This window comes from Limnohabitans sp. Hippo4 (assembly GCF_003063605.1).
Lineage (GTDB): Bacteria > Pseudomonadota > Gammaproteobacteria > Burkholderiales > Burkholderiaceae_C > Limnohabitans_A.
This window is the reverse complement of sequence record NZ_NESE01000003.1, coordinates 334055-356590: the sequence shown is the minus strand read 5'-3', so window position 1 is coordinate 356590 and position 22536 is coordinate 334055. Positions and strand designations below refer to the sequence as shown.

General features: G+C 49.2%; 27 protein-coding genes and 1 tRNA gene. 9 read left to right on the top strand and 19 right to left on the bottom strand.

Translation table 11 applies throughout. The annotated features are described in order from the left end of the window. Window positions 1-4: 4 nt before the first annotated feature. The 8 genes from B9Z46_RS10815 to B9Z46_RS10785 all read right to left on the bottom strand — a co-directional run bounded on the left by B9Z46_RS10815 (window position 5) and on the right by B9Z46_RS10785 (window position 4349). Entirely contained in the window at window positions 5-544 is a 540-nt protein-coding gene (locus tag B9Z46_RS10815; RefSeq protein WP_108256383.1) for a hypothetical protein, read from the bottom strand. Window positions 545-556: 12 nt separating this feature from the next. Next, the gene (locus tag B9Z46_RS10810; protein ID WP_108256381.1) at window positions 557-805 is read right to left on the bottom strand and encodes a hypothetical protein; all 249 of its coding nucleotides are present in this window, start codon (window positions 803-805) and stop codon (window positions 557-559) included. A gap of 27 nt (window positions 806-832) precedes the next feature. Then, entirely contained in the window at window positions 833-1051 is a 219-nt protein-coding gene (locus B9Z46_RS15055) for a hypothetical protein (RefSeq protein ID WP_146179257.1), read from the bottom strand. Between the two features lie 6 nt (window positions 1052-1057). Continuing rightward, window positions 1058-1405: a hypothetical protein gene (locus B9Z46_RS10805; RefSeq protein WP_108256379.1), complete on the bottom strand. Its 348-nt coding sequence runs from the start codon at window positions 1403-1405 to the stop codon at window positions 1058-1060. Window positions 1406-1470: 65 nt separating this feature from the next. Next, window positions 1471-1854 (bottom strand): hypothetical protein, encoded by a 384-nt coding sequence (locus tag B9Z46_RS10800; RefSeq protein WP_108256377.1) that lies wholly within the window; start codon window positions 1852-1854, stop codon window positions 1471-1473. Next, complete coding sequence (locus B9Z46_RS10795) at window positions 1851-3131, bottom strand: integrase (protein ID WP_108256375.1); 1281 nt, start codon at window positions 3129-3131, stop codon at window positions 1851-1853. Before B9Z46_RS10795 ends, B9Z46_RS10800 begins: the two co-directional genes overlap by 4 nt. Window positions 3132-3146: 15 nt before the next feature. After that, the gene (locus tag B9Z46_RS10790; protein WP_158268426.1) at window positions 3147-3953 is read right to left on the bottom strand and encodes a hypothetical protein; all 807 of its coding nucleotides are present in this window, start codon (window positions 3951-3953) and stop codon (window positions 3147-3149) included. A gap of 320 nt (window positions 3954-4273) precedes the next feature. After that, window positions 4274-4349 (bottom strand) — tRNA-Phe (locus tag B9Z46_RS10785). 195 nt (window positions 4350-4544) lie between these two features. On the opposite strand from B9Z46_RS10785, the gene xerC reads away from it, so the two are divergent. The 5 genes from xerC to B9Z46_RS15125 all read left to right on the top strand — a co-directional run bounded on the left by xerC (window position 4545) and on the right by B9Z46_RS15125 (window position 8432). After that, entirely contained in the window at window positions 4545-5834 is a 1290-nt protein-coding gene (gene xerC / locus B9Z46_RS10780) for a tyrosine recombinase XerC (RefSeq protein WP_233245984.1), read from the top strand. Between the two features lie 90 nt (window positions 5835-5924). Next, the gene (locus B9Z46_RS10775) at window positions 5925-7037 is read left to right on the top strand and encodes a hypothetical protein (protein WP_108256371.1); all 1113 of its coding nucleotides are present in this window, start codon (window positions 5925-5927) and stop codon (window positions 7035-7037) included. Window positions 7038-7094: 57 nt separating this feature from the next. Next, window positions 7095-7400, top strand: coding sequence for a transposase (locus B9Z46_RS10770; RefSeq protein ID WP_369907435.1), 306 nt, complete (start codon window positions 7095-7097; stop codon window positions 7398-7400). After that, window positions 7397-8218, top strand: coding sequence for an IS3 family transposase (locus B9Z46_RS10765; protein WP_108256367.1), 822 nt, complete (start codon window positions 7397-7399; stop codon window positions 8216-8218). The genes B9Z46_RS10770 and B9Z46_RS10765 overlap by 4 nt, the downstream gene beginning before the upstream one ends. Before the next feature lie 52 nt (window positions 8219-8270). Next, on the top strand, window positions 8271-8432 hold the full coding sequence (locus tag B9Z46_RS15125; protein WP_158268425.1) for a hypothetical protein: 162 nt from the start codon (window positions 8271-8273) through the stop codon (window positions 8430-8432). Between the two features lie 45 nt (window positions 8433-8477). Here B9Z46_RS15125 and B9Z46_RS10760 read toward each other — a convergent pair whose 3' ends face one another. From B9Z46_RS10760 to B9Z46_RS10725, 8 genes are all read right to left on the bottom strand, one after another. Continuing rightward, complete coding sequence (locus B9Z46_RS10760) at window positions 8478-9335, bottom strand: serine protease (RefSeq protein ID WP_108256365.1); 858 nt, start codon at window positions 9333-9335, stop codon at window positions 8478-8480. A 14-nt stretch (window positions 9336-9349) separates the two neighbouring features. Continuing rightward, window positions 9350-9775: a helix-turn-helix transcriptional regulator gene (locus B9Z46_RS10755; RefSeq protein WP_108256363.1), complete on the bottom strand. Its 426-nt coding sequence runs from the start codon at window positions 9773-9775 to the stop codon at window positions 9350-9352. A gap of 166 nt (window positions 9776-9941) precedes the next feature. Further along, the gene (locus tag B9Z46_RS10750; RefSeq protein ID WP_146179255.1) at window positions 9942-10502 is read right to left on the bottom strand and encodes a hypothetical protein; all 561 of its coding nucleotides are present in this window, start codon (window positions 10500-10502) and stop codon (window positions 9942-9944) included. A gap of 131 nt (window positions 10503-10633) precedes the next feature. Then, entirely contained in the window at window positions 10634-10978 is a 345-nt protein-coding gene (locus B9Z46_RS10745; RefSeq protein ID WP_108256359.1) for a hypothetical protein, read from the bottom strand. A gap of 79 nt (window positions 10979-11057) precedes the next feature. Next, a complete protein-coding gene (locus tag B9Z46_RS10740; RefSeq protein ID WP_108256491.1) occupies window positions 11058-11627 on the bottom strand; it encodes a site-specific integrase in 570 nt (189 codons plus the stop codon). A gap of 415 nt (window positions 11628-12042) precedes the next feature. Further along, the gene (locus tag B9Z46_RS10735) at window positions 12043-12999 is read right to left on the bottom strand and encodes an MBL fold metallo-hydrolase (RefSeq protein WP_199220591.1); all 957 of its coding nucleotides are present in this window, start codon (window positions 12997-12999) and stop codon (window positions 12043-12045) included. Between the two features lie 10 nt (window positions 13000-13009). Then, a complete protein-coding gene (locus B9Z46_RS10730) occupies window positions 13010-13762 on the bottom strand; it encodes an acetolactate decarboxylase (protein ID WP_108256357.1) in 753 nt (250 codons plus the stop codon). A gap of 18 nt (window positions 13763-13780) precedes the next feature. After that, the gene (locus B9Z46_RS10725) at window positions 13781-14491 is read right to left on the bottom strand and encodes a DUF4395 domain-containing protein (RefSeq protein WP_255416931.1); all 711 of its coding nucleotides are present in this window, start codon (window positions 14489-14491) and stop codon (window positions 13781-13783) included. Window positions 14492-14589: 98 nt separating this feature from the next. Between B9Z46_RS10725 and B9Z46_RS10720 the strand changes: the two genes are divergently transcribed. Continuing rightward, window positions 14590-15222 (top strand): Crp/Fnr family transcriptional regulator, encoded by a 633-nt coding sequence (locus B9Z46_RS10720; protein ID WP_146179254.1) that lies wholly within the window; start codon window positions 14590-14592, stop codon window positions 15220-15222. Window positions 15223-15252: 30 nt separating this feature from the next. Here the strand turns inward: B9Z46_RS10720 and B9Z46_RS10715 are convergent, their stop codons facing one another. Next, window positions 15253-16101, bottom strand: coding sequence for a hypothetical protein (locus B9Z46_RS10715; RefSeq protein WP_108256351.1), 849 nt, complete (start codon window positions 16099-16101; stop codon window positions 15253-15255). 34 nt (window positions 16102-16135) lie between these two features. Continuing rightward, window positions 16136-16591 (bottom strand): rhodanese-like domain-containing protein, encoded by a 456-nt coding sequence (locus tag B9Z46_RS10710; RefSeq protein WP_108256487.1) that lies wholly within the window; start codon window positions 16589-16591, stop codon window positions 16136-16138. Between the two features lie 67 nt (window positions 16592-16658). Between B9Z46_RS10710 and B9Z46_RS10705 the strand changes: the two genes are divergently transcribed. Beyond that, complete coding sequence (locus tag B9Z46_RS10705) at window positions 16659-17279, top strand: class I SAM-dependent methyltransferase (protein WP_108256349.1); 621 nt, start codon at window positions 16659-16661, stop codon at window positions 17277-17279. 471 nt (window positions 17280-17750) lie between these two features. Here B9Z46_RS10705 and B9Z46_RS10700 read toward each other — a convergent pair whose 3' ends face one another. Further along, window positions 17751-18566, bottom strand: coding sequence for a hypothetical protein (locus B9Z46_RS10700; RefSeq protein ID WP_108256347.1), 816 nt, complete (start codon window positions 18564-18566; stop codon window positions 17751-17753). A gap of 794 nt (window positions 18567-19360) precedes the next feature. Between B9Z46_RS10700 and B9Z46_RS10695 the strand changes: the two genes are divergently transcribed. Both B9Z46_RS10695 and B9Z46_RS10690 read left to right on the top strand, forming a co-directional pair. Further along, window positions 19361-21205, top strand: coding sequence for a hypothetical protein (locus B9Z46_RS10695; RefSeq protein WP_146179253.1), 1845 nt, complete (start codon window positions 19361-19363; stop codon window positions 21203-21205). A 2-nt stretch (window positions 21206-21207) separates the two neighbouring features. Continuing rightward, window positions 21208-22518, top strand: coding sequence for a hypothetical protein (locus tag B9Z46_RS10690; RefSeq protein ID WP_108256343.1), 1311 nt, complete (start codon window positions 21208-21210; stop codon window positions 22516-22518). Window positions 22519-22536 lie beyond the last annotated feature (18 nt).

The window sequence follows — 22536 nt, the reverse complement described above, 5'->3', positions numbered from 1 at the left end:
AAAGTTACTTTTCAGAAATTAAATTTTTAGTCTGTTTGGAAACAAGATAGATGATAAAACACAAAGTTGCCAACAAAAATCCATAGTCTGATTGCCCAACTTTGTTGATAAAAATATTTAATCCAAGTGCATTGCTATCAAAATTACAAAATTGCTTATAAACATCACAAGTAGTGAATTCACTCCACTCTCCTGTCTTGAGCCAAACAACTGGCAAGATAACGAGTCTAAACACCCAATAGTACAAGGGCACAAGCAAAGTAAATGTTGGTGCAAACTTTAAGCTATCGTTTGTAAGCTCATTCAGGAATCCAACAATCCCAGAATTGGACGGCAATTCAATATTTCGTGATTCGCAAGAAAGTTTGATGTGATTTTGAAGAAAACCCCAAAAAATACAGAACACATAAAAATAAATAAATGCTGAAGTTATGTACACACTTGATTGCTGCATAGATGGTTCTCGTAGCATTGCAGCAAATATAACTATCAATAGATAGTTAGCTAGAAGCCAAATTGAAATTGCAGCTTTATGATTTCTCATGGATTAGATAACTTATTTTTTTAAAAAAAGAGCAACTACCCTGCCTAAGGCAAACGCGACTTCCCCTACCAGTCTTGGCGACATTGTTGCCGCAAAAATTAACATTATCCAGTGGTACCACTCTTGGTTTGTGAATACTCCATATGCCCCAAAAAATATGAGTATCCAAAAAACCAATTTCCGTAACAATCCAACTGGCATCCAAACTGAAAGTATCTGTCCTGCTAAGGCAGCTTTGACTTTTTCATTTTCTTCATTCATTTAAATCACTCATTTCGATTGTTAATTTCATTTGTAGCCATCAGCAATCACTGCTGTGATTACAAAGCAAATCCATGCCAAAAAGCAAAATCCTAGTGCACCTAAAATCTGAAAATGAAAGATACTTGCTAATGTGGAAAAGGCTGCAGCAAGTCCACTGATACCAAAAAAGAGTATCCAAATCCACCTTCTAGTAATTAAATAAAGTGCTGCAACGCACAAGCCAATTGCAAAGATGGTTTCCATATTTGTCTATTGCCTAACGCCAACATACTTGTTGCCATCAAAGAACCCACTTACATCGCAAGTAAAAATATCTAAATACTTGTTGTGACTGGTTTTGCTAATCTTTGAAATGCCATTTTCACAGCCACACCAATTACCTATCAATTTCCATTTGATTGTGTCATCAAGTTTGAATACGAAGTACTGTGAGCCACATGAGCCACCACTCCAATTTGTAATTAATTCTTTAATGCCATCGTTGTTTAAGTCTACAAACTTTGCGTTGACTTGCTTTTCAGTGCATTGATTGGAGTTCGCACCAATCACACTACAGACTTCTTCAGGCAGTTGTAAATCAGCAGAAGCCCATGCCATGCTACTAGTTAAAGTAAGTGCAGCTGATAGTAAAAGATGATTCATTTTTTCGTTGATGCATGAAGTTATTTTTTTGCAGCATCATTATTTGGAGTTGGACTAGGCATTTCTAAACCCTGCAAGACTGATTTTGGCTTGCTTGAATTGATAGAGTTTTGTACTTGTTCTTCTGGTGAGACTCTATTCTTTTGGTAATAGTTGTTTATGCCTTTTCCAATAAATGCTATTGCAACAAGAGCTATAAAGTAAGGGAACTTTTGCTTGAAGAAATTTGACTTATGAAAGTTTTCGTCTGGTTCTGCTGGCAAATCAACTGTGTTTACACCACGTGATTTCAATATGCTAAGTGCTATAGAGTGAGCCTCTTTGGTAAGCATTGAATGAGCAACTTTTTTTTCAATTTCTTCTGTATTGAGTTGCTCTAGAGATTTTTGTAATTCTTTGCTCATTTCACCAACTCCAATTTGGGTTTCTCTTCCACCACTGTTTCAGCAGCAACAACCTTCTTCTTTGAACCCATGCGCTTGCCAGCAATGACATTGGCTTTCTGTGCAGGCTGCAAATGTCCATAGTGCAGTTCAATCATTTTCACGCTTGTGCCCATTTGCTTTGCTAAGGTGTAGACATCCATAGTCTCATTGAGTATGGAGAAATGAGCATAGGTGTGACGCAGAGAATACAAACTGCGTTTTTGTTTGACGTCTCTGTCCTTGTCCAAGCCACTATCCCGCATTAGTGTTCTAAACGTGCCAGCCAAACTCTTTGTCTCACTGCCATCTTCAAGCACAAACACCTTTTCATTGAGTTTCTTTTTCAGCAGCGCATCAAATGTGAGTTTGGCAATGTGTGAGCGACGTTCCTGCAATCTACGTAAGTAGTCTTCTGTGTTGTGTCTAGCAATTGGTTGTCGTTTGCCAGTTTTACCTTTGACAGTGAACTGCAAATAGCGTTCACCATCTTTGGTAATCCATTCAATGTCACGCCACTTTAAATTGAAGGCTTCAGTGCCATGCCTAATGCCTGTGTTTGACAGCACCAAGATGTAGTCACGCAGCAAGGCACGCATTTGGTTAGTCTTTGCTGTGTGCCCTTTGTCCACCCAATGAGGCATATAACTTGTCAGCGACTTGTATTCTGTAAGGCTAAAGGCTTCACGTGCTGTGCCTTTTTTGCCATTGTTCTTGAGTTTGGGTATCTGTGTTTGAGCAACCCAACCACGCTCTAGTGCCAGTTGGAAAACACGATTCAGGGCGCTGTTGTGTGTTGTTATCGTACTCAGCACAGGAGTGCGCTTCATTTTCTTAATGCGCCATGTGTTGAACTTTTGCAGTTCATCATAGCCAATTGTGTTTAGGTGGTAGTTGCCAAAGAATGGAATCAAATAGTTATTAATGACTTTGATGTAGTCGTTGTAAACAGTTTTGCCATTGCCACTGTCAATCAACTGCTGCATCTCTTCACTGGCAAGTCTTGCAACTACATCAAATCGTTTGCTTGAGATTGGAATCTTCTCTTCATACAAGAACCTAGCCCTGTCGTAGGCTTCGCATGCGGCTTGTGCTGCATATTGAAGGTTTGGATGCTTGGTGGCAATTCTGTGCCATTTCAAGTCTTTGAGTTTGAATCGTGCTTGCCAACGAATACTGTCACTTCGCTTGTAGAGAACTACCTCACCACCCCTTGCATGGGCTAGGTTCTCGTTGACTAGGGTGACTGAGACTTTCAATTAAATGCTTCTTTTTTACTTTGGGTTGAATGGACCGTTCCATGCACCTCTGTTGGAAAGCTTAATGTGCTTGCATGGAAAATTCCATGTGTTAGCTGTAGAGTTAAAAATATTTCTTACTCCATCTAAGTCTTTGCATAATTTGCCGTTGTCATCTTTTGCTTGTTTGTTCAATACGACATGCTCATACTGAAGATGCCACCAATTTTTTTCAGTAGGTATGAATTTAATGATGTCTTTTCTACCGCAAGGTGGTATCGAACTTTGTTCACTTATCCAAAGTGAGCGTTCGCCTTTATTTTGAGGTAGCTCACGAAAAATCTCTTTGGTTTTACTGGTTTCTATTTCGCAAGTATTTGCTTCTTTCATAGATACAAATTCAACAAACTTAATTAGTGATTCCAAAGTTTTTTCTTTGCACATTTTTTGAAGAATGGGAGCAAGCTCATAGAGCATTTCTTTAGCAAAACTATTTTTAGTGTTGTCTATCTTGTTAAGTTCTGCTTGTACTTCAGCAACTGTCATGTTGGCTATGTTTTTTTTCCCATACATGACGCACATATCAGTTGGTATGCCACTTTTTTTGAACTCTTCTTCTATAAGTTCTCTTTGATTTCTGTATTCCCCTTTCTTTATGGTTTGATAACTGATTTCGCACTCAATTGTTCTGTAGTTACTCTTGTCATCTTTGGGGCGCATGCACGAGTAATTGATTGAAGCAATTTCTGTATTGGAAGCAATTACCCCCACTTTGGGATAAGTTTCATCTTGTGCAAAAACTGTGAGAGTTAGGAACGCAAAGCTCAATAAAAATATTTTCATCATGTCTATCAATCTAAGGCTTAGTGTTAGTGATTTACTGTCTTTTGAGCTGGTAGTCTTACTTTGTGTGTCTGACAAATTTGTTCACAGCAGTTTATTGTCAAAACTAGAATTGGGCTACCTGAATTTGCTTAAAAAACAGCCATGCCCAAGCCTTGTATATCAAACATACAAAGGGCTAAAAAGGAACTAATGCGAAAGTAGGGGAGAGGACTTTTGGTTGCAGAAACCAAAGGATTTGACAGAAAGCGTGAGAAAAAACGTGCGACGTTCGTGCAATAGAAAAGCGTAGCACGGTTTCCCTTGCTACGCTTTATAAATGGTGGCCTGGGACGGAATCGAACCATCGACACGCGGATTTTCAATCCGCTGCTCTACCAACTGAGCTACCGGGCCGTTGAAGCTACTGATTGTAGCAGGGATTTTGCCGAAAAGTTCCGAGCTCCTCGTCCAGTGATGCCTCTACCTTTAAAAATGCTGCAGACCCTGCACTGAACCATAGCGAACCGCAGGACAGAAGCCCGACAAATTTTGGGTTGGTTGCCCAGTGCGCAGGGATGAAATTACGCTGCTGTTTTTCTAGCAACTTGCGTGAAAAGCACCCAACTCGCCTACCCTACAGTCCAGCAGCTTGTGCAGCAGGGCATCTGCCCTCCACCCCCTCCGAAGCTGGCGAAACTGGCCCTCGCAGAGCAACAAAGCAGCGAGAAAGTACACCATTTGCGCGATGGCGCAGTGGTGCTCTACAAACGCAAAGAAAGCACAGTTTGGCAGGTGCGCTTTCGCCTGTTTGAGCGCAAGGACTGGCTGAGCTTTTCAACCAAGCAACGTGACCTGACTTACGCCAAGCGTGTTGCGGGGGACATGTATGACCGAGCCCGTTTCAAGGAAGAGCTGGGCATTCCGCAGAGCGTCAAACGTTTCAGCACAGCTGCAGACGCTTGCATGAAGCAGCTGGACCGTGAGATTGAACAGGGTCTCAAGCCGCGCACCAACATGGACTACAAGCGAGTCATTCGTCTGTACTTCATCCCGTTCTTTGGCAAGTACAACCTGACCAGCATCAACAGCGCACTGGTCCGCGAATTTGAAGTGTGGCGCAACGAGAAGATTGGCCGTATGCCTATGGCCAGTACCTTGATGACTCATGCGTCCGCATACAACCGCGTGATTGAAACTGCGATTGAGAACGGGTGGCTCAGCAAGCACCAGAACACACCCACATTGAGCCGCCGTGGTGAAAAGACCAAAGCTCGTCCTGGCTTCACCGTTGAGGAAGTCAATCAGCTGTTGGCGTTCATGCCGGACTGGGTCGCTTCTGGTGGACACCGGAATACTGGGCGTCAAATCAAAATGCTTCTGCGTGACTACGTGGAAATCTTGCTGGCAACTGGGATGCGGGCTGGCCGTGAAAGTCTCAACATGTTGTGGCAGCACTTGGAGTGGCACACCGTCAATGATGTTCGCTACTTGCGTATCTGGGTCAGCGGCAAGACTGGTGGACGTTGGCTCATTGCCAAGCATCGCTCATGGGCTGCATTTGAACGACTGGCACTGCGTCAAGCTGCTGTTGCCATGACATTGGATGACGCCATCAAGGCCAAGTTACCTCACAAGGTCTTTGTATATGAAGATGGCAGTCAACCCTATGGACTGCAGGGCACGTTCAGCCGCCTGTTGCAAGCAGCGGGGCTCAGCAAAGACAAGAGCAGTGGGCAACAACGCACCATGTATTCATTGCGGCACACATACGCTACATTGGAGTTGATGGCTAGCACTGACATTCACACCCTTGCACGTCAGATGGGCACGTCTGTGCTTATGCTGGAGAAGCACTATTCAAAATTGACCGCCACAATGGCTGCTGAACAGTTGGGTTGATTGGCCAGACACTGGCAGTGCATTTGCTAATGGCGAGCATGTGACATTTGCACCAAACTTCTGCATGAACCTCATTCTGTGGAGTCATGCATGGAGAAGTCTAGGCAAGAGCTTTTTGAGATGGTGTGGCAAACGCCAATGATTCATCTGGCAAAGCAGCTGAATGTCAGTGATGTTGGACTGAGAAAGATTTGCATAAAGCATGGCATCCCACTGCCAGAACGTGGGCATTGGACGCAAAAACAGTTCGGGCAAGAAGAACCGCAACCAGAACTACCTTACCGCAATCACAGTCCCGCGATCACATTTCCGGATGACGTCCAAGCTGAACGGGTTAGAGCCATTGGGAAACTGATCAAGACAGCCAAGCACCAATTTGAAACAGAGCCGATCTCACGGACGATTGAGCAGCTGCATGACATTCGCGCCATACGTACTGCAGAGGCCATCAAGGCGTTCATCAAGGATTTAGAGAAGCAAACAGGCCAGAGTTTTGACTCGGTGAAAAATTTACACAGCAAATGGCCGCCAACCAATCTTTTTACCTTCAGCTATTTTTATTCTGGTGCAGAACAAATTCCGATTGTTGCAACGGCCAAGAACGCACTTCGCGCTCTGTGCATTGCGGATGAAATCATTGAACGACTTGCATCACAGGGCATTGAGGTAGACCTGACGCAACGCAGAAGAGACATGCGCTACGAGTTGATCGCCAAGAAAGGACGTGAAACGTATCAGATTGAATTCCGTGAACCGTGGAGCAAAGCCGGGAAGACAGCGGCACTGTCCAAACTGTACAAACTAGAAACAGGCCGAGACTCTTGGTATGACTACGTTGAAGCGCCAAAAAACATCCTGCAAGTCAAGCTAGGCGGCACCTACGGCAAGGCCTTTCAAGACAGCCGCCAGAGACTTGAATTCCAGGTAGAGAAGATCGTTGATCACATCATTTGGAAGCTCAACGACTTGTATCAATGGCGTGAAGAGTGTGATGCACGAGAACGTGAGTACGAACGTAAAAAAGCAATCCGACAGCACAACGAGCGCATCATTGCGGACAGAGAGGAGCAACTGAATATTGCTCTCGATGAAAGTGAACGTTATGCCAGCTTCCAGCGCCTTGATGAGTATCTGATGATTGTCCAGGATGCCGTGCTGCTACTACCCGCGAATAGACAGAAAATTGGTCTAGATTTGTATTGACCCAGTGAATTCCTGCTCAGGTGTTATTGTCGAAAGGAAACACCTGTGAGCACCCAAATGGACGACGACATCAAACGATGGACGGCCAAGCGCAAGGCGGCCTTGATCCTGGACATCATCCAGGGCAAGACCACCGTGGCCGAGGCCAGCCGAGCCTATGACCTGCCCCCATCAGAGATAGAGGAGTGGGTAGAGGAAGGCAAGAAGGGCATGGAGAACGCTCTTCGGACCAAACCTCTTGAAATCAAGGAACAGTACGAACGGCAGCTCCGCGAGCTGCAGGAGGCGTACGGAGAGGCGATGCTGGAACTGCGTGCAAGAAAAAAATTGAACTCTCTGCTGGGCAACGAGGACGACAAATGATCCTGGAGCTTCAGCAGGCCTTGAAGGACGATGGCGTGATGGTCAGCCTCGTCAAGCTCTGCGGCTGGTTCGGGGTTCCGCGCCGCACGGTGTACTACAAGCCCACCAAGGGTGAACCCCAGGTCCAGGAACAGTTCGTCAAGCCGATCAAGGCCCTGATCGAAGAGAACCCGTCCTTCGGCTACCGCACCGTGGCACACCTGCTGGACATGAACAAGAACACCGTTCAACGCGTGTTTCAGATCATGGGCTGGCAGGTTCGTAAACGGCCTGTTGGATTTCGACCCCGTATCCAGGCTCTGCCCTCGGTAGCCACGGCCCCAAACGAGCGATGGGCCACCGACATGTGCCGGGTCTGGTGTGGACGGGACAACTGGGCCACGCTGGCCTTGGTGATTGATTGCCACACACGGGAACTGCTGGGATGGCATCTGAGCCGCAGCGGCCGCTCAAAGACCGCTGAGTCGGCACTGGAGCAGGCGCTGATTGCTCGATACGGCCATCTCGGCCGTGTCCAGACCCCGTTCCTTCTGAGATCGGACAACGGATTGGTCTTCACCAGTCGAAGCTACACGGCCCTGGTCAAGAGCTACGGCCTGCGCCAAGAGTTCATCACGCCCTACAGCCCCGAGCAGAACGGCATGGTCGAGCGGGTGATCAGAACCCTCAAGGATCAATGCGTTCATCGCCACCGGTTCGAGACCCTGCAGCACGCCACCCGTGTCATTGGGGATTGGATCGGCTTCTACAACCACCGGCGCCCTCACCAAGCGCTGAAGATGAGGACCCCTGCCGAGGCATACGCTTTAGCAGCCTGACCTGTGCAGAAACTGCTGGGTCAATACAGATTGGCTTGAGCTTGTACGATCAATGATTCGTGAAAAGCAGCCTGTTGACAAACGCATTCGAAAATTCAAGCTGCTGCACAAGCTGGGGGCCGAAAAGTCCGAGCAATACTGGAATGAACCGCTAACCCCTGAAGAGCATGACCCTGAATTTGAGGAAGACTACCGTGAAGAGCTGTATTACTGATTTGCTTAAACTGGAGGCTTGCAAGTTGGGCGCACCAGTTTTTCTCTAAGCTTCCGTGACTCCAAGGCCATTGGCCTTCAAAAAATCTTCAACCGTCTCAACTACCGTGCGAGCCTTAAAGACGATACCTAGATCGATCATTTCCTGCTGCTCTGCCATCGGCCTTACTTGTGTCGGTATTGGGACAGGCACTATTTGATTGAGGTGTGTCCGATAAAACACTGCGGCCACAACGCCTATGAATATTAGGCGAGAGCCTGCAACAAGCCCTCCGTTTTTAGCGGCCCACGATCCCTGATTCAAAACAAATACAGGGCTACCACTAGATCCACCAAATACTGAAGCATCAATCAAAAATCTAGGCGTGTTTTCAAAATCAACGGCTATGGGTGTAGCTGTAGTTCCTCGTCGCGCGACTGGAAGCAAATTTTTAGCATCCCAAACCCCGTTGGGATAGCCGATAAATGTCACATCCTCAACGGCATCAAGCTCATCAATTTGTTGCTGCGTTGGGACAATAGCTTTGTCTACTGAGCGAAAAAAAAGATCTATCCCATGGTGATCTTTTATGTACTGCTGCATTGGAGCAAACGCAGATATCACAATATCCACATCAGGCTCCCTATGCCCAAACCACATCTTCGCCCAATCGTCTGCACCAACCTGAAGTGTGAACCCATTTCCTAATTCTGGTCGGCCATCCTTTTGCTTTAAAAAAGTCAAGCTGCCATTACGCATACCCATGACAACGTGCTTGTTTGTCACAATGAAGGGGTAAGTTATCTCGTCGACCACGTATTGAAAGAAAAATCCAGTACCTGAACCAGATGTGCCATCTGGTGCAACTGTATCAATGCGTGTTGTCGTAAAAAATAGCTGTTCAGCAATCGTGTCGACTTGCATACCGGTCCTAAGCTTCACTCACCTAGCTTCGCCAATGCCGCCTTCTTGCCCATCTTGCGTGCAGCAGCAATGGCAGGCAACTGACTTGCACGAGGACGAGATTTGCCCTGCTCCCAGTGGTACACGCTTTGAGCAGACACGCCAATCAGTTTGCCCATCTGTTCAGCTGACAGACCCAGCTTCTTCCGCAGTGTCACAAATCCGGGCGCACGGAATCGCAGCTTTTCTTGTGACTCGCCAGCATCAGCCTTTGCTGGCCTAGACTGGCCTTTACTTAGCTTTTTGATGGCAGCCTCCAGAACCGCCACTTGTCGCTTCAATGCGGCAATCTCGCTACGGTACTTGCTGGATGCCTGCTTGAGTTGCTTGGTCTCGCCACGTACTTCTTTCTTGGCGACACGGGCAATTTCGCCCTTCAACTGGTTGGCAAACGTGCTCATTGGGTTCCTTGATAGTCAAACAATCTAGCAAGTTGCTAGATTACCAATGCTGATCTGAGATACACAAGGCCCGCGTACAGCATCAGGGCCAGCAAAAAGAATCGGGGGAACAACTTGGCAACGATCAGCAAACAAACTGCTCCGAAAATGATTGGCCCGAACGACTTCATGAATCATTGGACTTCGACTTAACTTTGTCACGTACCGTCTTCACTGCGTCTTTCACGCCATCACCAATTTTGCTGGCCGTCTCTGATACTGTCTTGAAAATCTCGTCAGCAGTATCCGCTGCGCTTTTTGTAACGTCGGACAGGCTCTTGTGAAAGATCACGGCTACGTCCCTAATGTCATCTTTGAGTTCTTTCAAGAAGACTGAGTCGTTGACAGACTTGAACCAGTTGATCACGTAAGCAAACACTGATTTGATCAACTCTTTGCCAACCTGAACCCCTTCGGACAGCTTTTCAAGGATGCTCTCGCGCTCCTGGTCTGACAAAGCATTCCAACCGAAATAAATGGCACCAACTGCGGCACAAGTCATTGCCATTGGGTTCGATAGAGCAGCTGCAGTGGCAACCTCCGACACAGCAGCCAAGGTATTTCCCAAAAGCAATTGACCACCAGCGATGATGATCACCGATGACATGTAGCCTAGTCCAAAACCGTACTTTGCACCCTCAAGTACAGAACCTGTTCGTGAGATGGTGCTATTGGCGGATGATTTCATCGACTCAATGTGCTCATCAATGAACGCATTCAACTCAACAGCAACGCCATACAAAGACTTGATTGCCAAAGCAAATGGACTAAGGCTGGATGCGGCTATCATTTTTTGTTCCTAAAAATTTGCTAAAAATATCAAACGCCGCGGCGTTGTCCTGAGATGTTGTGGAACACCATGCCATTGAATTCATCCAAGAACTTGTGAGCGCCCAAGATAGTTACATGAGCCCATCCACCCGCTTGTGGCCTAACACCAAACCAGCCAAGCTTGACCTCAATGGTTCTTGTTCCGTTCTTGTCCACTTTCAATCGGGTTTCTGGCGATGCAAGCTCAAAGTACCCACTGACAGGTGCATTGCGAAATGAGCCCTCGTCTATGCGAACGACGCGAACCCCGTCCACTTTTCTCAACTCAACGATGTTTGCTGTGGCGCGAGTACGGGGAATGCCATCCCAATTGGTAGTGATGCGAGAGGCCATGAAGACTCCACAGTAGGTGTTTCATGGCAGTCTATCTCAGTTGATACTTAAATGTATCAACGAGTAATACTTAATATTCTCAGATCAATTCCACGGCATTCCGCAGAACACCTGGACGCAGGTCAATGTAACGCTGTGTGGTGCTCATGTTCTGATGCCCAGCCAGGGCCATCATCACGCGAACGCTGACGCCCTTCTCAGCCAAGTTCGTAATGAAGCCACGCCGCCCGCTATGGCTACTGCACCCGTTAAATCCTGCTTTTTTGTAGATACCGTTCACGACCTGGGTCAACGAGTTGGCTGTAAATCCTGCGCTGCGCTGCGTGGCGAACAAGGGCTGCTTTGCATCGCGCACTCGTACCGTTTGCATGTACGCGGCGAGTTCAGCTTGCATACGCTGATTTAGCAGGACTGTGCGGCTTTTATTGCCCTTGGTTTGGGCTGCGCTCAGGTCAATTTCTTTGCGGACAGTTCCATCGCTCGCAAGCACATCGCTTACACGCAGGGCAGCGACTTCTCCGATCCGCATTCCTGCCAGGTGGGTGAGTAGTAGGATGGCCCGGTTGCGCTTTGCGCTTTTGGTTTTGGCGACGAACTCAAGCAGGCGTTGCAGCTGCCGCTCGTCCAAAGTCTTGGCTTGTTTTGTCACTTGCACTCTCCGTACTGTTGTGGAAAAAGTGCATGTAGTGTGTTTTCGTATGTGCAAAATTCCTACCCCTGATTTTCTATTTATAAATCAACAGGTTAGCGGCACTGTGCAGGTTTTGTGCAAAACATGCTCAGTAGTATTTAGTAGGGTAGACGTTGCGTAGCTGCTGCATAAATCTATCAACTTGCTAGATTTCGCAGTAACCGTGATTAGCTTGTTGAACTGGTTTGGGTAACTGAGCAGGGCTTGCGCTGCACGTAGGGTTTGAGCAACTGTATTTGAGATATGAAAGTTAGGCTGACCCACACCATTCTTGTGTCTACGGCTGTTTAACGACTGAAATGCAACGATTGCGTTCATCGAAGGTCGTGAACTGTACTGCAGCCATCGGCCAAATGCAGTCGTTCCCGATTCCTCAGGGATTTGCCTCGAAATCCACAAATACCCGGTTCATGTTTCCACGGTGTAGGTCTTCAAAATTTTGAAGGTGCTTGAACGGCATGGGAGACGCAAACTTGTCCAGCGTCTCTGACATTGGCTCAAGGTTGCGGGCAGCCGCACCAATATTGGCAATGAGGAACTGATAGTAATCACCGGTTTCCTTTTGCGCCTGAGCCATATTGGTGACTCGCCCATGGCCGGGAACTACATGTTTCGGAGAAAGTGCTGCTAGGCGGGCAAACGCCTGATTTGCTTTGCGAACATTGGATTGAGGCAGTACACCCAGTAGTCGATCGACATAGACCAAGTCGCCAGTAAAAGTCACGGCTGACATGGGCAGATGGATCATGGTGTCTCCAGGGTAGTGTGCGCTGGTGTCCATCCACTGGATTTGAACGCCCCCCAACTGCAACGAAACTTCAGCGCCAGGGTGAACTACGTCGGCGTGGCGAGGCGATGTGCCTTTCATCTGCTCACCGACGAATCGAGACATACCCGCTACCTGTTGTTCAGCGACTGTCTTTTGGGTTTGTACGGTGGCAGCCAAGGCATGCACTTGTGCGCCTTTGCGGGCAAAGTAGTCGTTGCCCAACCAACGGTGGTCTTGCGAGCCGGTGTTGAGCACCCAGCGCACGGGTTGCGGCGTCACTTTCGCGATGGCTTTTTCCAACAAAGCTGCGCTGTGCGCGCTGGCACCGCTGTCGATCAAGATCACGCCCTGCTCGGTGACCACGAAGCCGTAGTTCGCATTCAGTCCTGCGTTGGGCACGCTGCGTTGCCCAAGCGGCCCGACGATGGCGTAAACCTTGTCAACGACCCACTGCGCTTTGGGCACAAAGACGGGCTCACTGGCGTGACTCAAGTTCATGGCCAGCCATGGCGCAATCAGCATGGCCTTTAGTCCCAAACGTCGAGCTAATTGATTGATCATGTCGTCAACTTCAGTTCTTGGGCAGCCAAAGGGTGGCACCCGCACGGACAGTGTATTGGTCGACATGACCCGACACGGTCATATCTTTGTCAATGTAGTGCACATGAAAGCGCTCGCCTTGGTGGGAGACGATCCCCTCCAACTTGGCTCCGCTGTACACCCCGATGAGTTGGCCGTTGGCCTGCGGGTTGCGGAACACTTTCATGCCTGATTGCTGGTTGGCATGACCACCGCCATGACCGCCCTGGGCTCCATGACCATGCGCGCCGTGTCCGCCGCCCGCAGACTTTTCACCTGTGACCACGTGCCAAATCAAATGTGCGTAGTCACCGCTGACACGGAACACAAACGGCTGCTCCAAATCCAACTTCTGTGCCTTGGCTTGCTCTTTGGCAAATGTTTCGAACTGGGCCTGACTCATGTCGGATGGCACCTTGACTGAAAGCCACTGATGCACCTTGGCACTGGCCCACAAGACGGCGGAGTCGTTGGATTTGGGGGGATTCACCTTGCCTTGTGCATCTGAACCAAGACTGATCAGCAGTTTGCCGTCAACCTGGATGATTTCCCCTTTGAGATCGGCCAAGGCGCCCACGCCCCAAACGCCCGATGCGGTATCCAGTTTGGACAGTTGTACCTGGCCAGCGGTTTCACCGGTATGCATCATGTGCATGAAGTGACCATAGTGTTTAAAGCCCATGGGCTGAGCCCACGCCAGTGTGCCAGCCAGCGCAATGGAAGCTAGGATGAGTTTCTTTTTCATGCTTATATAAGTAATCAATTATTTGCAGTTGTTGTGAAGTTTCCACTTTTCTTCGTGACCCATGGCCTTGGCAAAGTCGGGCACTTTGCAGCGCTCTGCCTCTGCGGGATCTAGAGGGGCAGGCGCACTCTCTGTGGGCAGCGCAGCCGTGTGTCCCTTACTTGCTAGGCTAGGAGCTATAAAAACCACCACCACAGCAAAAACCAGGACAACAAGCATCTGACCGATCTTCAACTGGTCTTTTGAGTCTGGCGTGTACTCACAAGCACCACCTGGACACAACTGGGCCTGATCGGATCTCATGCGGTTGTAGAGCCAGCATCCGATGCAGATGCCAAAGGCGCTCTCGAAGAACAGCAGCAGCAGGCACAAGCCGCAGACCAGTAAGTTGATCGGCCCAATCACACCTTTGATGACCACAAGGTAAAGCATCGTCAGTGCCAGCACAAAGCCAATGGCCCAGGCAAAGCGCTTTTGAGGCGCGCCGGTCCACTCTGGTTGCTGGCGGCGCACCAGCCACTGGCCGATCACCATGCTCGGCGCATAGTGAGGGTTGATGAAAAGCCTGATGGTGAAATCGATCAGGAAGGCCACCACAAACACCCGGGTTGGCGCGAAGTTGCCCGTCAGCCATGCGTTCATGAAGGAGACCATGGCAAAAAAGAACAAGATACCTGCCGCAGCACGAACAGCGCGTTCGTTAAGTACCGGCACCCCGTATTCAGGCATTTGGCGCCCAAAGCTAAAAAATGAATCAGTCATGACTGAAGTATGGACAAGTCAACACAACAATGTATATGATCAATGTCATATATCAGTGCGTAATAATGAAAGAACTTTCACAGAGCCTGGCCCAGTTGTTACCGACGAGTCTTCATGGCCTTTGCGAAGCTGAAGAATTTCCGGTTGGCACGGCCTTATTCTTAACCGGTGACCAACCACACTGGATGTTCTTCGTGTCGGCTGGCGAGGTGGTTCTCGAGCGCCACGGCGTTGACGGTCAGCATGCCTGCCTTCAACGTTGCCAAAGCGGCTTCGTGGGGGAGGCCAGTTTGACCTCTAGCCGTTACCACTGCGATGGCCGGACGACTTTAGATGCGCAGATCACCAAGGTTCCCATAAAGGCGCTACGCCAAGCCCTCAAGACTGACCCAGCCTTTGCTGAGCGTTGGATCGCCATGCTCAGCCGGGAAGTGCGACAACTGCGTCTTCAAAACGAGCGCCTGTCGCTGCCCAAAGTGCAGGACCGCTTATTGCATCTGATCGAGACCGAGGGAACTGGCGGCCGATATGCATTGACCTGCTCCGTCAAAGACTTGGCAAAGCAACTGGCCGTGACCCATGAGGCGCTTTATCGGGCGATTGCAAGGTTGGTGGAACTCGGGCGTATCAATCGAGAGGATGGCGTTTTGGTCCTGAAGTTTGAATCTGCAAACTCATCAAAAAGCAAGGTTTTCTGACTTGATTTGGCTGGTGTCAGTTTGTTCGAGTTACTTCCAGCCCCATCTTTCCAGTGCCCGCTTGTCGCTGGCCTCTTCTGCCTCGATCGAGTCTTTTGGTAATTGTCGAAGGCATTCCTCCATAGCTTCAGGGTCTAGCTTTTCAGTTTTTGGAGGTTCTGTTCTTACTTGAGGAGATTTGCCATCCCACGCAAATGGGTTACGGAATACAGGTGGATCCGGCAGGCAGTCGTCCTTGTAGCTTGGAGGACCGTCTGATGCGAAGGGTGTAAACGAAATCGTCTTTTCAAATATCAAAGACTTACCTGTAGGAGTAGGAGGCAAGGCTGGCATGGACTCGATTGCTTGTCGGGCCAATCGCTCGGCCACTTCAGAAGTCGTCCACAGCGTTTCCAGTTTGGCGAGGGTGCCATCAGGCGCAATCTCTATTCTGAAACGCACGAAGCCCTGGTCAGGGCCTTCCACCGCTGTCCCCATCATGCTTCGAACCTGTTGCCCCCAGCTGTAGCGGTAACCCTTGCTGTTTTTGTTGGTGTACTTAGCCGCAAAGGCCCATTCTTCAGCAGTGGGTGCGGGCGGAGCAGCCATGCGAGCTAGTTCTTTAGCTGGCGGTGGCTTGTCTTGCGAATCAACGGCTTCAGTAATGACAGGAGTTTTCTCGGGGGTCGGCTGCGCTACTTGCGAATTTTCTTGAGCCTTGGTGGGCAACCGCTCTTGCGGCGGCGGCAAGATTTGCATGAAGACGACTTGGGTATCAGGCGGCGCTTTCTGTGTGCTGCGAAAGCCAAATTGATAACCACTGGCCAGAGCGAAGACCGCTGCATGCAGTCCCAAGCTAAAGGCTATAGCCGAGACATGCGAGCGATGAGATGCACGCATGCGCATCAAAAACTGTCAGTCGTGAGCAATCAAGTCAGTGCTTGGGTGCAGCACCACTTGCACGTGCGTTGGCGTCTAGGCCACCTTTGGCTTTCCACTCGGCGTATCCACCCTGGAGAATCTTGACGTTTTCCCAGCCCGACACGCGCAGTGCAAAGCCAGCCTGTGCAGACAGACTGCCTGTGTTGCAATAAATCAGCACAGATTTGTCCTTGGGGATGCTTGAACTCTTGGCCAGCACCTGGCGCCACTCGATGTTGACCGCCCCGGGAATGTGCTCTTTGGCAAATTGCGCGGCATCACGTGCATCGATGATCATCATCTTGCTGTACTCACTCTTAGGAATTTGCTCGGCAAAAATGGTGCCGCCACCGTAATCTACAAACTCCAGGTAGCCTGACAATTCGTCCATGAGCTTGGCTTTGTCATTGGCAACAGCAGGCGCAGCAGCCAACAAGATGAGCATTGCGGTGCAGAGAAGTTTTTTCATGGTTGCATATTCCATAAGCGATGTCTAATATTATCGCTTAAGCAACACATTTACAGTCAGGTGCGCCATGATTCATTCAGCCGACCATTGGGAAAACGTCTACCGCAGTAAAAATTTTGATGCGGTGAGTTGGTACGCGCCTCATCTGGGCGACTCACTGCGCCTGATTGAGCAACTTTGCCCAGACAAGACTGCGGCTATCGTCGATGTCGGTGGAGGTGAGTCCACCTTGGTGGATGATCTTTTGCACCGCCACTACCTTGACCTGTCGGTGCTCGACATTTCCGCAGCTGCCATCGATTTCACCAAGCGCCGCCTAGGCGCGAAGGCTCAGCAAGTGAACTGGCATGTTGGGGACATCACGCGCTACAACTTCGGAGGCAAGAAGTTTGACCTTTGGCACGACCGTGCTGTGTTTCATTTCTTGACCGATCCAGCCGCCCGGCAGGCGTATGTTGAGCTGGTACGTGGCTCAGTCAAGCCCGGTGGATACGTGCTCATGGCCACCTTCGGTCCAAATGGACCTTTGCAGTGCAGCGGGCTAGATGTGGTCCGATACGACGATGCGAAACTCCATCATGAATTTGGCGATGGCTTTCAGTTGATGGGAAGTGAATTGAATGATCACCATACCCCAATGGATACAGATCAGCAATTCTTGTACTGCTGGTGTCGTGTTAATCATTGATACGCCGCTTCACTGGTGCGAGTGACTGCTCCGGGTCGGCTGCGGCCAGTCACTTGCGACGATTGATTGACTGCTCTCAGCCTAAAGGTGACTGCGGACCCAATGAGTGGACCTCCTTATCTGATCGATAGCAGCCATCTTGTAGAGCGAAGATCGGCGCAACCTAAGTTTGCAGCGTTAGTCTGTACTCGTCAAAATTTTGCGCTGTAGGGCCGACATGACTCCTTGCCACAATGGCTCCCAAAGGGTCCTGCGCACGTAAAAATCTGCGTTGCGAAAAATTTTAGGGAAGTACTTACAAATTCAGCCTGGTGATTTTGCGTCTATAGCCCCACCGAAGATGGATAGATTCAAAGGACTCACCAAGCGGGGTTGATGCCTAGGATTCCATCGCAGTGCCAGGAACTGCAGCACATGCGATGGCTCCCAAGCGTCATCCGCCAGCACCCTGCTCGGTCATCTAGCAAGTTGCTAGTCAGCACCACCATTGCGGCGATGAATAGTGATCAGTGCACATTCATCAACACATGGGAAGCGCATCTCCGTTGCATTGGCAACAAGGCGTTGGGCCTTCTTATAGTACTCAGAAATCGCAGATGCCGCTTTCTGCTTGACCTCTTCATCGTCCACAACGGTCCCAGCACCAAACTCTTTGAACAAGCTGCCACGCAAATCAAGTTGACGGCAAATCTCATGCAGAGGTGCACCGTCACGCTGCTTCGCCCGCTCCTTCTCGATAGCTTTGTACACGTCAAGCCAAAGCTTGATCGTTTTGCAGTTCAGCTTGCTGTCACGGTCAAACGTCACCTCAGCATCGGACTCTGCAAAACGATTGTGATGGTTGAAATAGCGTGAATGGCTCTCAAGGATCTCCGCAAACTGCTCCTTGAGCTTGCGGGGATGAACGTTCATTGGAACTTCAATCAGCAGGTTGTTGAGCTTTCCGGTCTTCTTGTTGTACTTGAGTTCAATCGTGGCTTCAACATCACGCACCTGCACATCTTCATAGCGTGTATGTTCTGCGAAGATTTTGTAGCCAACATCCGTCCACCAGCGGCTGAATGTATAGGGGCGAATGTCCCCGAACTTCTCAAAGCATTCACGTGCAGCATCTGTAGGCGGAGCGTCACCGTTACACATAGACATGTACCAGTGCGAAGCTTTGAGTGCATCGAACCAAGCCTCATACATGGAGCCCTTGGCTTTCTCCGCTGACTGCTGTGGCGTATATGGACGGAAAAGCTCGTCCTCGTCCATCAAGCCCTTGTAATAGAAATCAACTGCCATTTGGTCACTCCGTCTCGGATCAAGTACCTAACAAAGCATCGCCGCTGATGCTGCAATGTTGGGCTGCTAATTCAGCCACAACACAAGACTAGCCCCACAACTTCCGGGTAGTTAGGTAGGAGCGAAAAACTCATCTACCTAACACCGCCTCATCGCGCCGCCGACAGTATGAACAGGAGTTCAGGGGAACTCACTAGATCCAACGAAAGGCGACGAAGAAACATCCTAAAGCGGCGGATGAGAACCGCTAGGTAGATGCTGAAAAACGATCTACCCAAGACAGTGCCGAATTCAGATTTCTACTCTCGTACATGGGCTTCACGGTGAAGTTCATGCAACAAGAGAAAGGACTGAACAAATCAATCTACCGCAAGAGCTAGTGGGCATTAGGTAGATGTTGAGGCCGCAAATATCTAAGCAAACGACCAAAGCAGATTTCTAATTTTTTCAGACGTAGTTCAAGTGCGTCTGGGATTGCAAAACGAAATCTCAAGCATTCGGGGACTGCAACGGAGCAGCAGTCACACACCGCGATTTTGAATCAAAAACACGGTCTCCCGCAACAAAGTCTCTACATACAGCAGCAATGCCGACAGGCAATGCGGCAAGCAATGCAGATGGTTTATGACCGCTGCAGATATCCGTCAATTTTTTATTTCTATCTCGCAACTTGCTAGCAACTTGCCAGATCGGAAGAGGGGAAAACTGTGTCAACACAATTCATTCAACTTGCTGCAGCGGTCACAACCGCGTTGCAAAGCAAACTTGATGCACTCAAAAACGAGTGCACTCAAGTGTTCAAAGACCTTCATGCCACTCGCAAGCGTGGCTGGGAGAACCTTGTCAACATTCTCATGTGGTGGCTGCAAGCGAAGCAAGACAACCACTTTGATGCAATCACTCTGGGCGATGAATTTCGTCAAGGCCGTGAAGTATCGCACGGGCACAACTTTTCGCCATTGCTCAAGCATCTCTTTGGCTTGACTCTCAGCGATCAGCATCGCAACAAACTGAGTCGTGCACTGAATGCATTGCTCAAAGAGTACGAGCGCAACCAGGAAATGTACGCAAACAATCCAGAAATCAAACTGGTGGGCTTCATCCAAAACAAGGGCGGGTTTGTCCAGCTGATTAAAGGCACTTACAGCAAAGCGCAGCTCCGTGCAGAGGGCGACTTTGAGCTTGCAGAGGAAGTTGCTATCACTACACATGAAGAACGTGCTGCAGAAGAAGCCGCACTGACAGAAGCAGAGATGGCAGGCTGGAACTTCAAGTTCAAGCTTCTCCCTCGCTATACGGTGAAAGAGACTCGTCCGGTCAAAGATGAGGTTGTCACAGAAAAGCTGCTGAAAGAAGCTATTGCCCAGATGGCTCCTCTGTTGACAGGCGCAGCGGCAACTTTTGATGATCCGATGTTGACCGACCCCAAAGGCTATGCAGTTGCACTTGTCAAGCGCGAAGCAAAGGGTTTCACGCACTACAACACCATGATTGATAAGAAGGTGATTGAGTCCGCGATTGTCAATGGATACCGCAAGAAATTTGATGCGTGCGCCATGAGTCTTCGCGTTTTGTGTGAAGGTCTTCGCACCCAGCTCTTGCCCGCAACACTCAAGTTGAAGCAAAAGGACTTGATTCAGGTTGTGACTGATCCGACCAATCCCAATGAGGAGAAATTGGCTCGTACACGCCTGCTCTTCAAAGGTGCTACTGGTGAGTTTTTTCTCAGCCCACTTCATGTGAAATCTGGTGTGGTGACAACTTTCAAACCCAAAACGTCCTTCATGGATGCGCCTTACTTCGATGTAGCGCTCACCAACATCAGCAAATGCACTGTTGAGCAGAAGCTGCTTAACCAGCTGGCTTTCAATTTGTATACGCCTGATCACATTGGTCGCATCCCAAAATTGGAGAACGACCCGGTTTACAGCCATCGTCTGTCACTGACTCACAAGGCTGACGAGAAGAGCAAGCTTTTTTTGCACTTCAACTCGTTTGATGCAGTGCCGCAATTCGCACACAGTCAACCTGTCTACGACCGTGAATATGACAGTCGTATCTCAGCCACATGCAAGCTGACTGATTTGAATTGCGCTGCAATTTCTAAGCGTGTTGCGGACATGTGGCTCCAGGGCATTGATGACCACATCACCCGCGAAGCCAACTTGTTGATGCAAGTCACCGTCACAGGTCAAAGTATCAAAATTTCTCACACGCAGAAATCAGGTGTATTCATTGCGAAACATCGTCTCGTCTATGACCAGTCTGGTGACGATGCTCTTGTTCTTTCTGAGCAACGTTTCTTTACCAAGGACTTGATGCCAGTTCTTGCCAGCCTGGGTCACCTCCCTATTGATGGCGATGTAGTTTTCAAACTGGGTCAGCACGTGCTTGTCATTGAGTTCGCAACCGGTGCAGCTAGCTATCACATTGCCGTGCCATCTGTTGATGAGAACTCTAAAGGCGTTCACACCGAGGCTTTCCAGAATTACTCGCCGCTCATTGGACATCCCTCTCAAGAGCAAGCAAATGAGCAACGCATTGATGCGTTGCTTGGAACACACGACCTGAATGACTACAGCCCGGATGGCGCCATCTATACACACGACGACATTGAAACTACTTACGTAGAGATCTGAACATGAACAAGCTCGACAACCCTAAAAACGCTCTTTACCTGACAGCCATCAACGACACCTTTGCAAAGGGTGTCACAAAGGAAATGCCTTTGGGACGCAAATTCCCTCAAGGCTTGCGCCTTGATGATCTGGTGTTTTGGAATGAGAACAAGCTTTTCCATTACCCACACCTTCTGCACTCCATTGGCAGGCACACCATTGGATCTTGGCCTGACAACGCAGTCACTCGCGCTGATGCCAAGAAAGTGAATATTTTTGCTGACAGCGGTGGATACCAAATTGGCAAAGGCAGCCTGAAAGGATTCAAAGACCTTCAAAAGCTGACTGAGCCCAATGCAGTTGTGGAAGCTTGGTCACGTGCACACAAAGTACGCAACTGGGTTGTGTCCTGGTCTGAGGCTTTTTCCGGATACGCCATGACCTTGGACATTCCTTTGTGGGTTACGTCTCCCGCTGGTGCCAATTCGCCCTTTGCAAAATGCTCACTTGAGCAAATCATTGGCATGACTGTTGAGAACTTGGAGTACATCAAGTTCTACGCCACTGGCAATACCAAGTGGCTTAATGTGGTTCACGGACTTGACATCAAGGCTACCGAAATGTGGTGGGATGCAGTCAAAGGCTACAAGTTCAGCGGCTGGGCATTGGCTGGTGGCGCAGGCACTCGTGGTGGTTTGTATCAAATGTTGTACACGACCTTGATGATGCGCGACAGCAAGGCATTTGATCAAACCTGCGAAGTAGTTCACGTGCTCGGTGTGTCAACACTTACATGGGCTGTTGTACTTTCGGCCATCCAGCAGCAGCTTCGTGCATACAGCCCAAACCTGCGAGTGACGTTTGACAGCAGTAGCCCTCTCCAAGATGCCATGAAATATGACAGCGCCCGCTCTTCACCCATCTTGGGCACTGAAATCAGCAACTGGTCTATCCCTGTGGATAACACCGTTCAAGATTTCCGCTATGTGAATCAAGCTCATCCGTTCAAGTATTCGGAATCTCCGATCGGTCAACTGATTCACATGGGGCATCTTAATGTGCGTGGCAATGAGAAAACTGACCGTCACTTTGATGATGTCAGTCGTCTGCTGCTGGCGAACCACAACATCTGGATGTACTTGGATGCAATCCGTGCTGCAAATGAAGCTGTGACCTGCGATGACAAACGTGACATGGCACCAGCTAGCCTGCTTGAAGTTTTGGACATCGTCAACGATGCATTCCACGAGCAAGACTGGAAGGCATTTCTGTTGCGTCACAAATCCACATTGGACAAGTTTGCCCGCAGCGAATACGCCAACAGCAACCCCTAACTAGCAACTTGCCAGTAA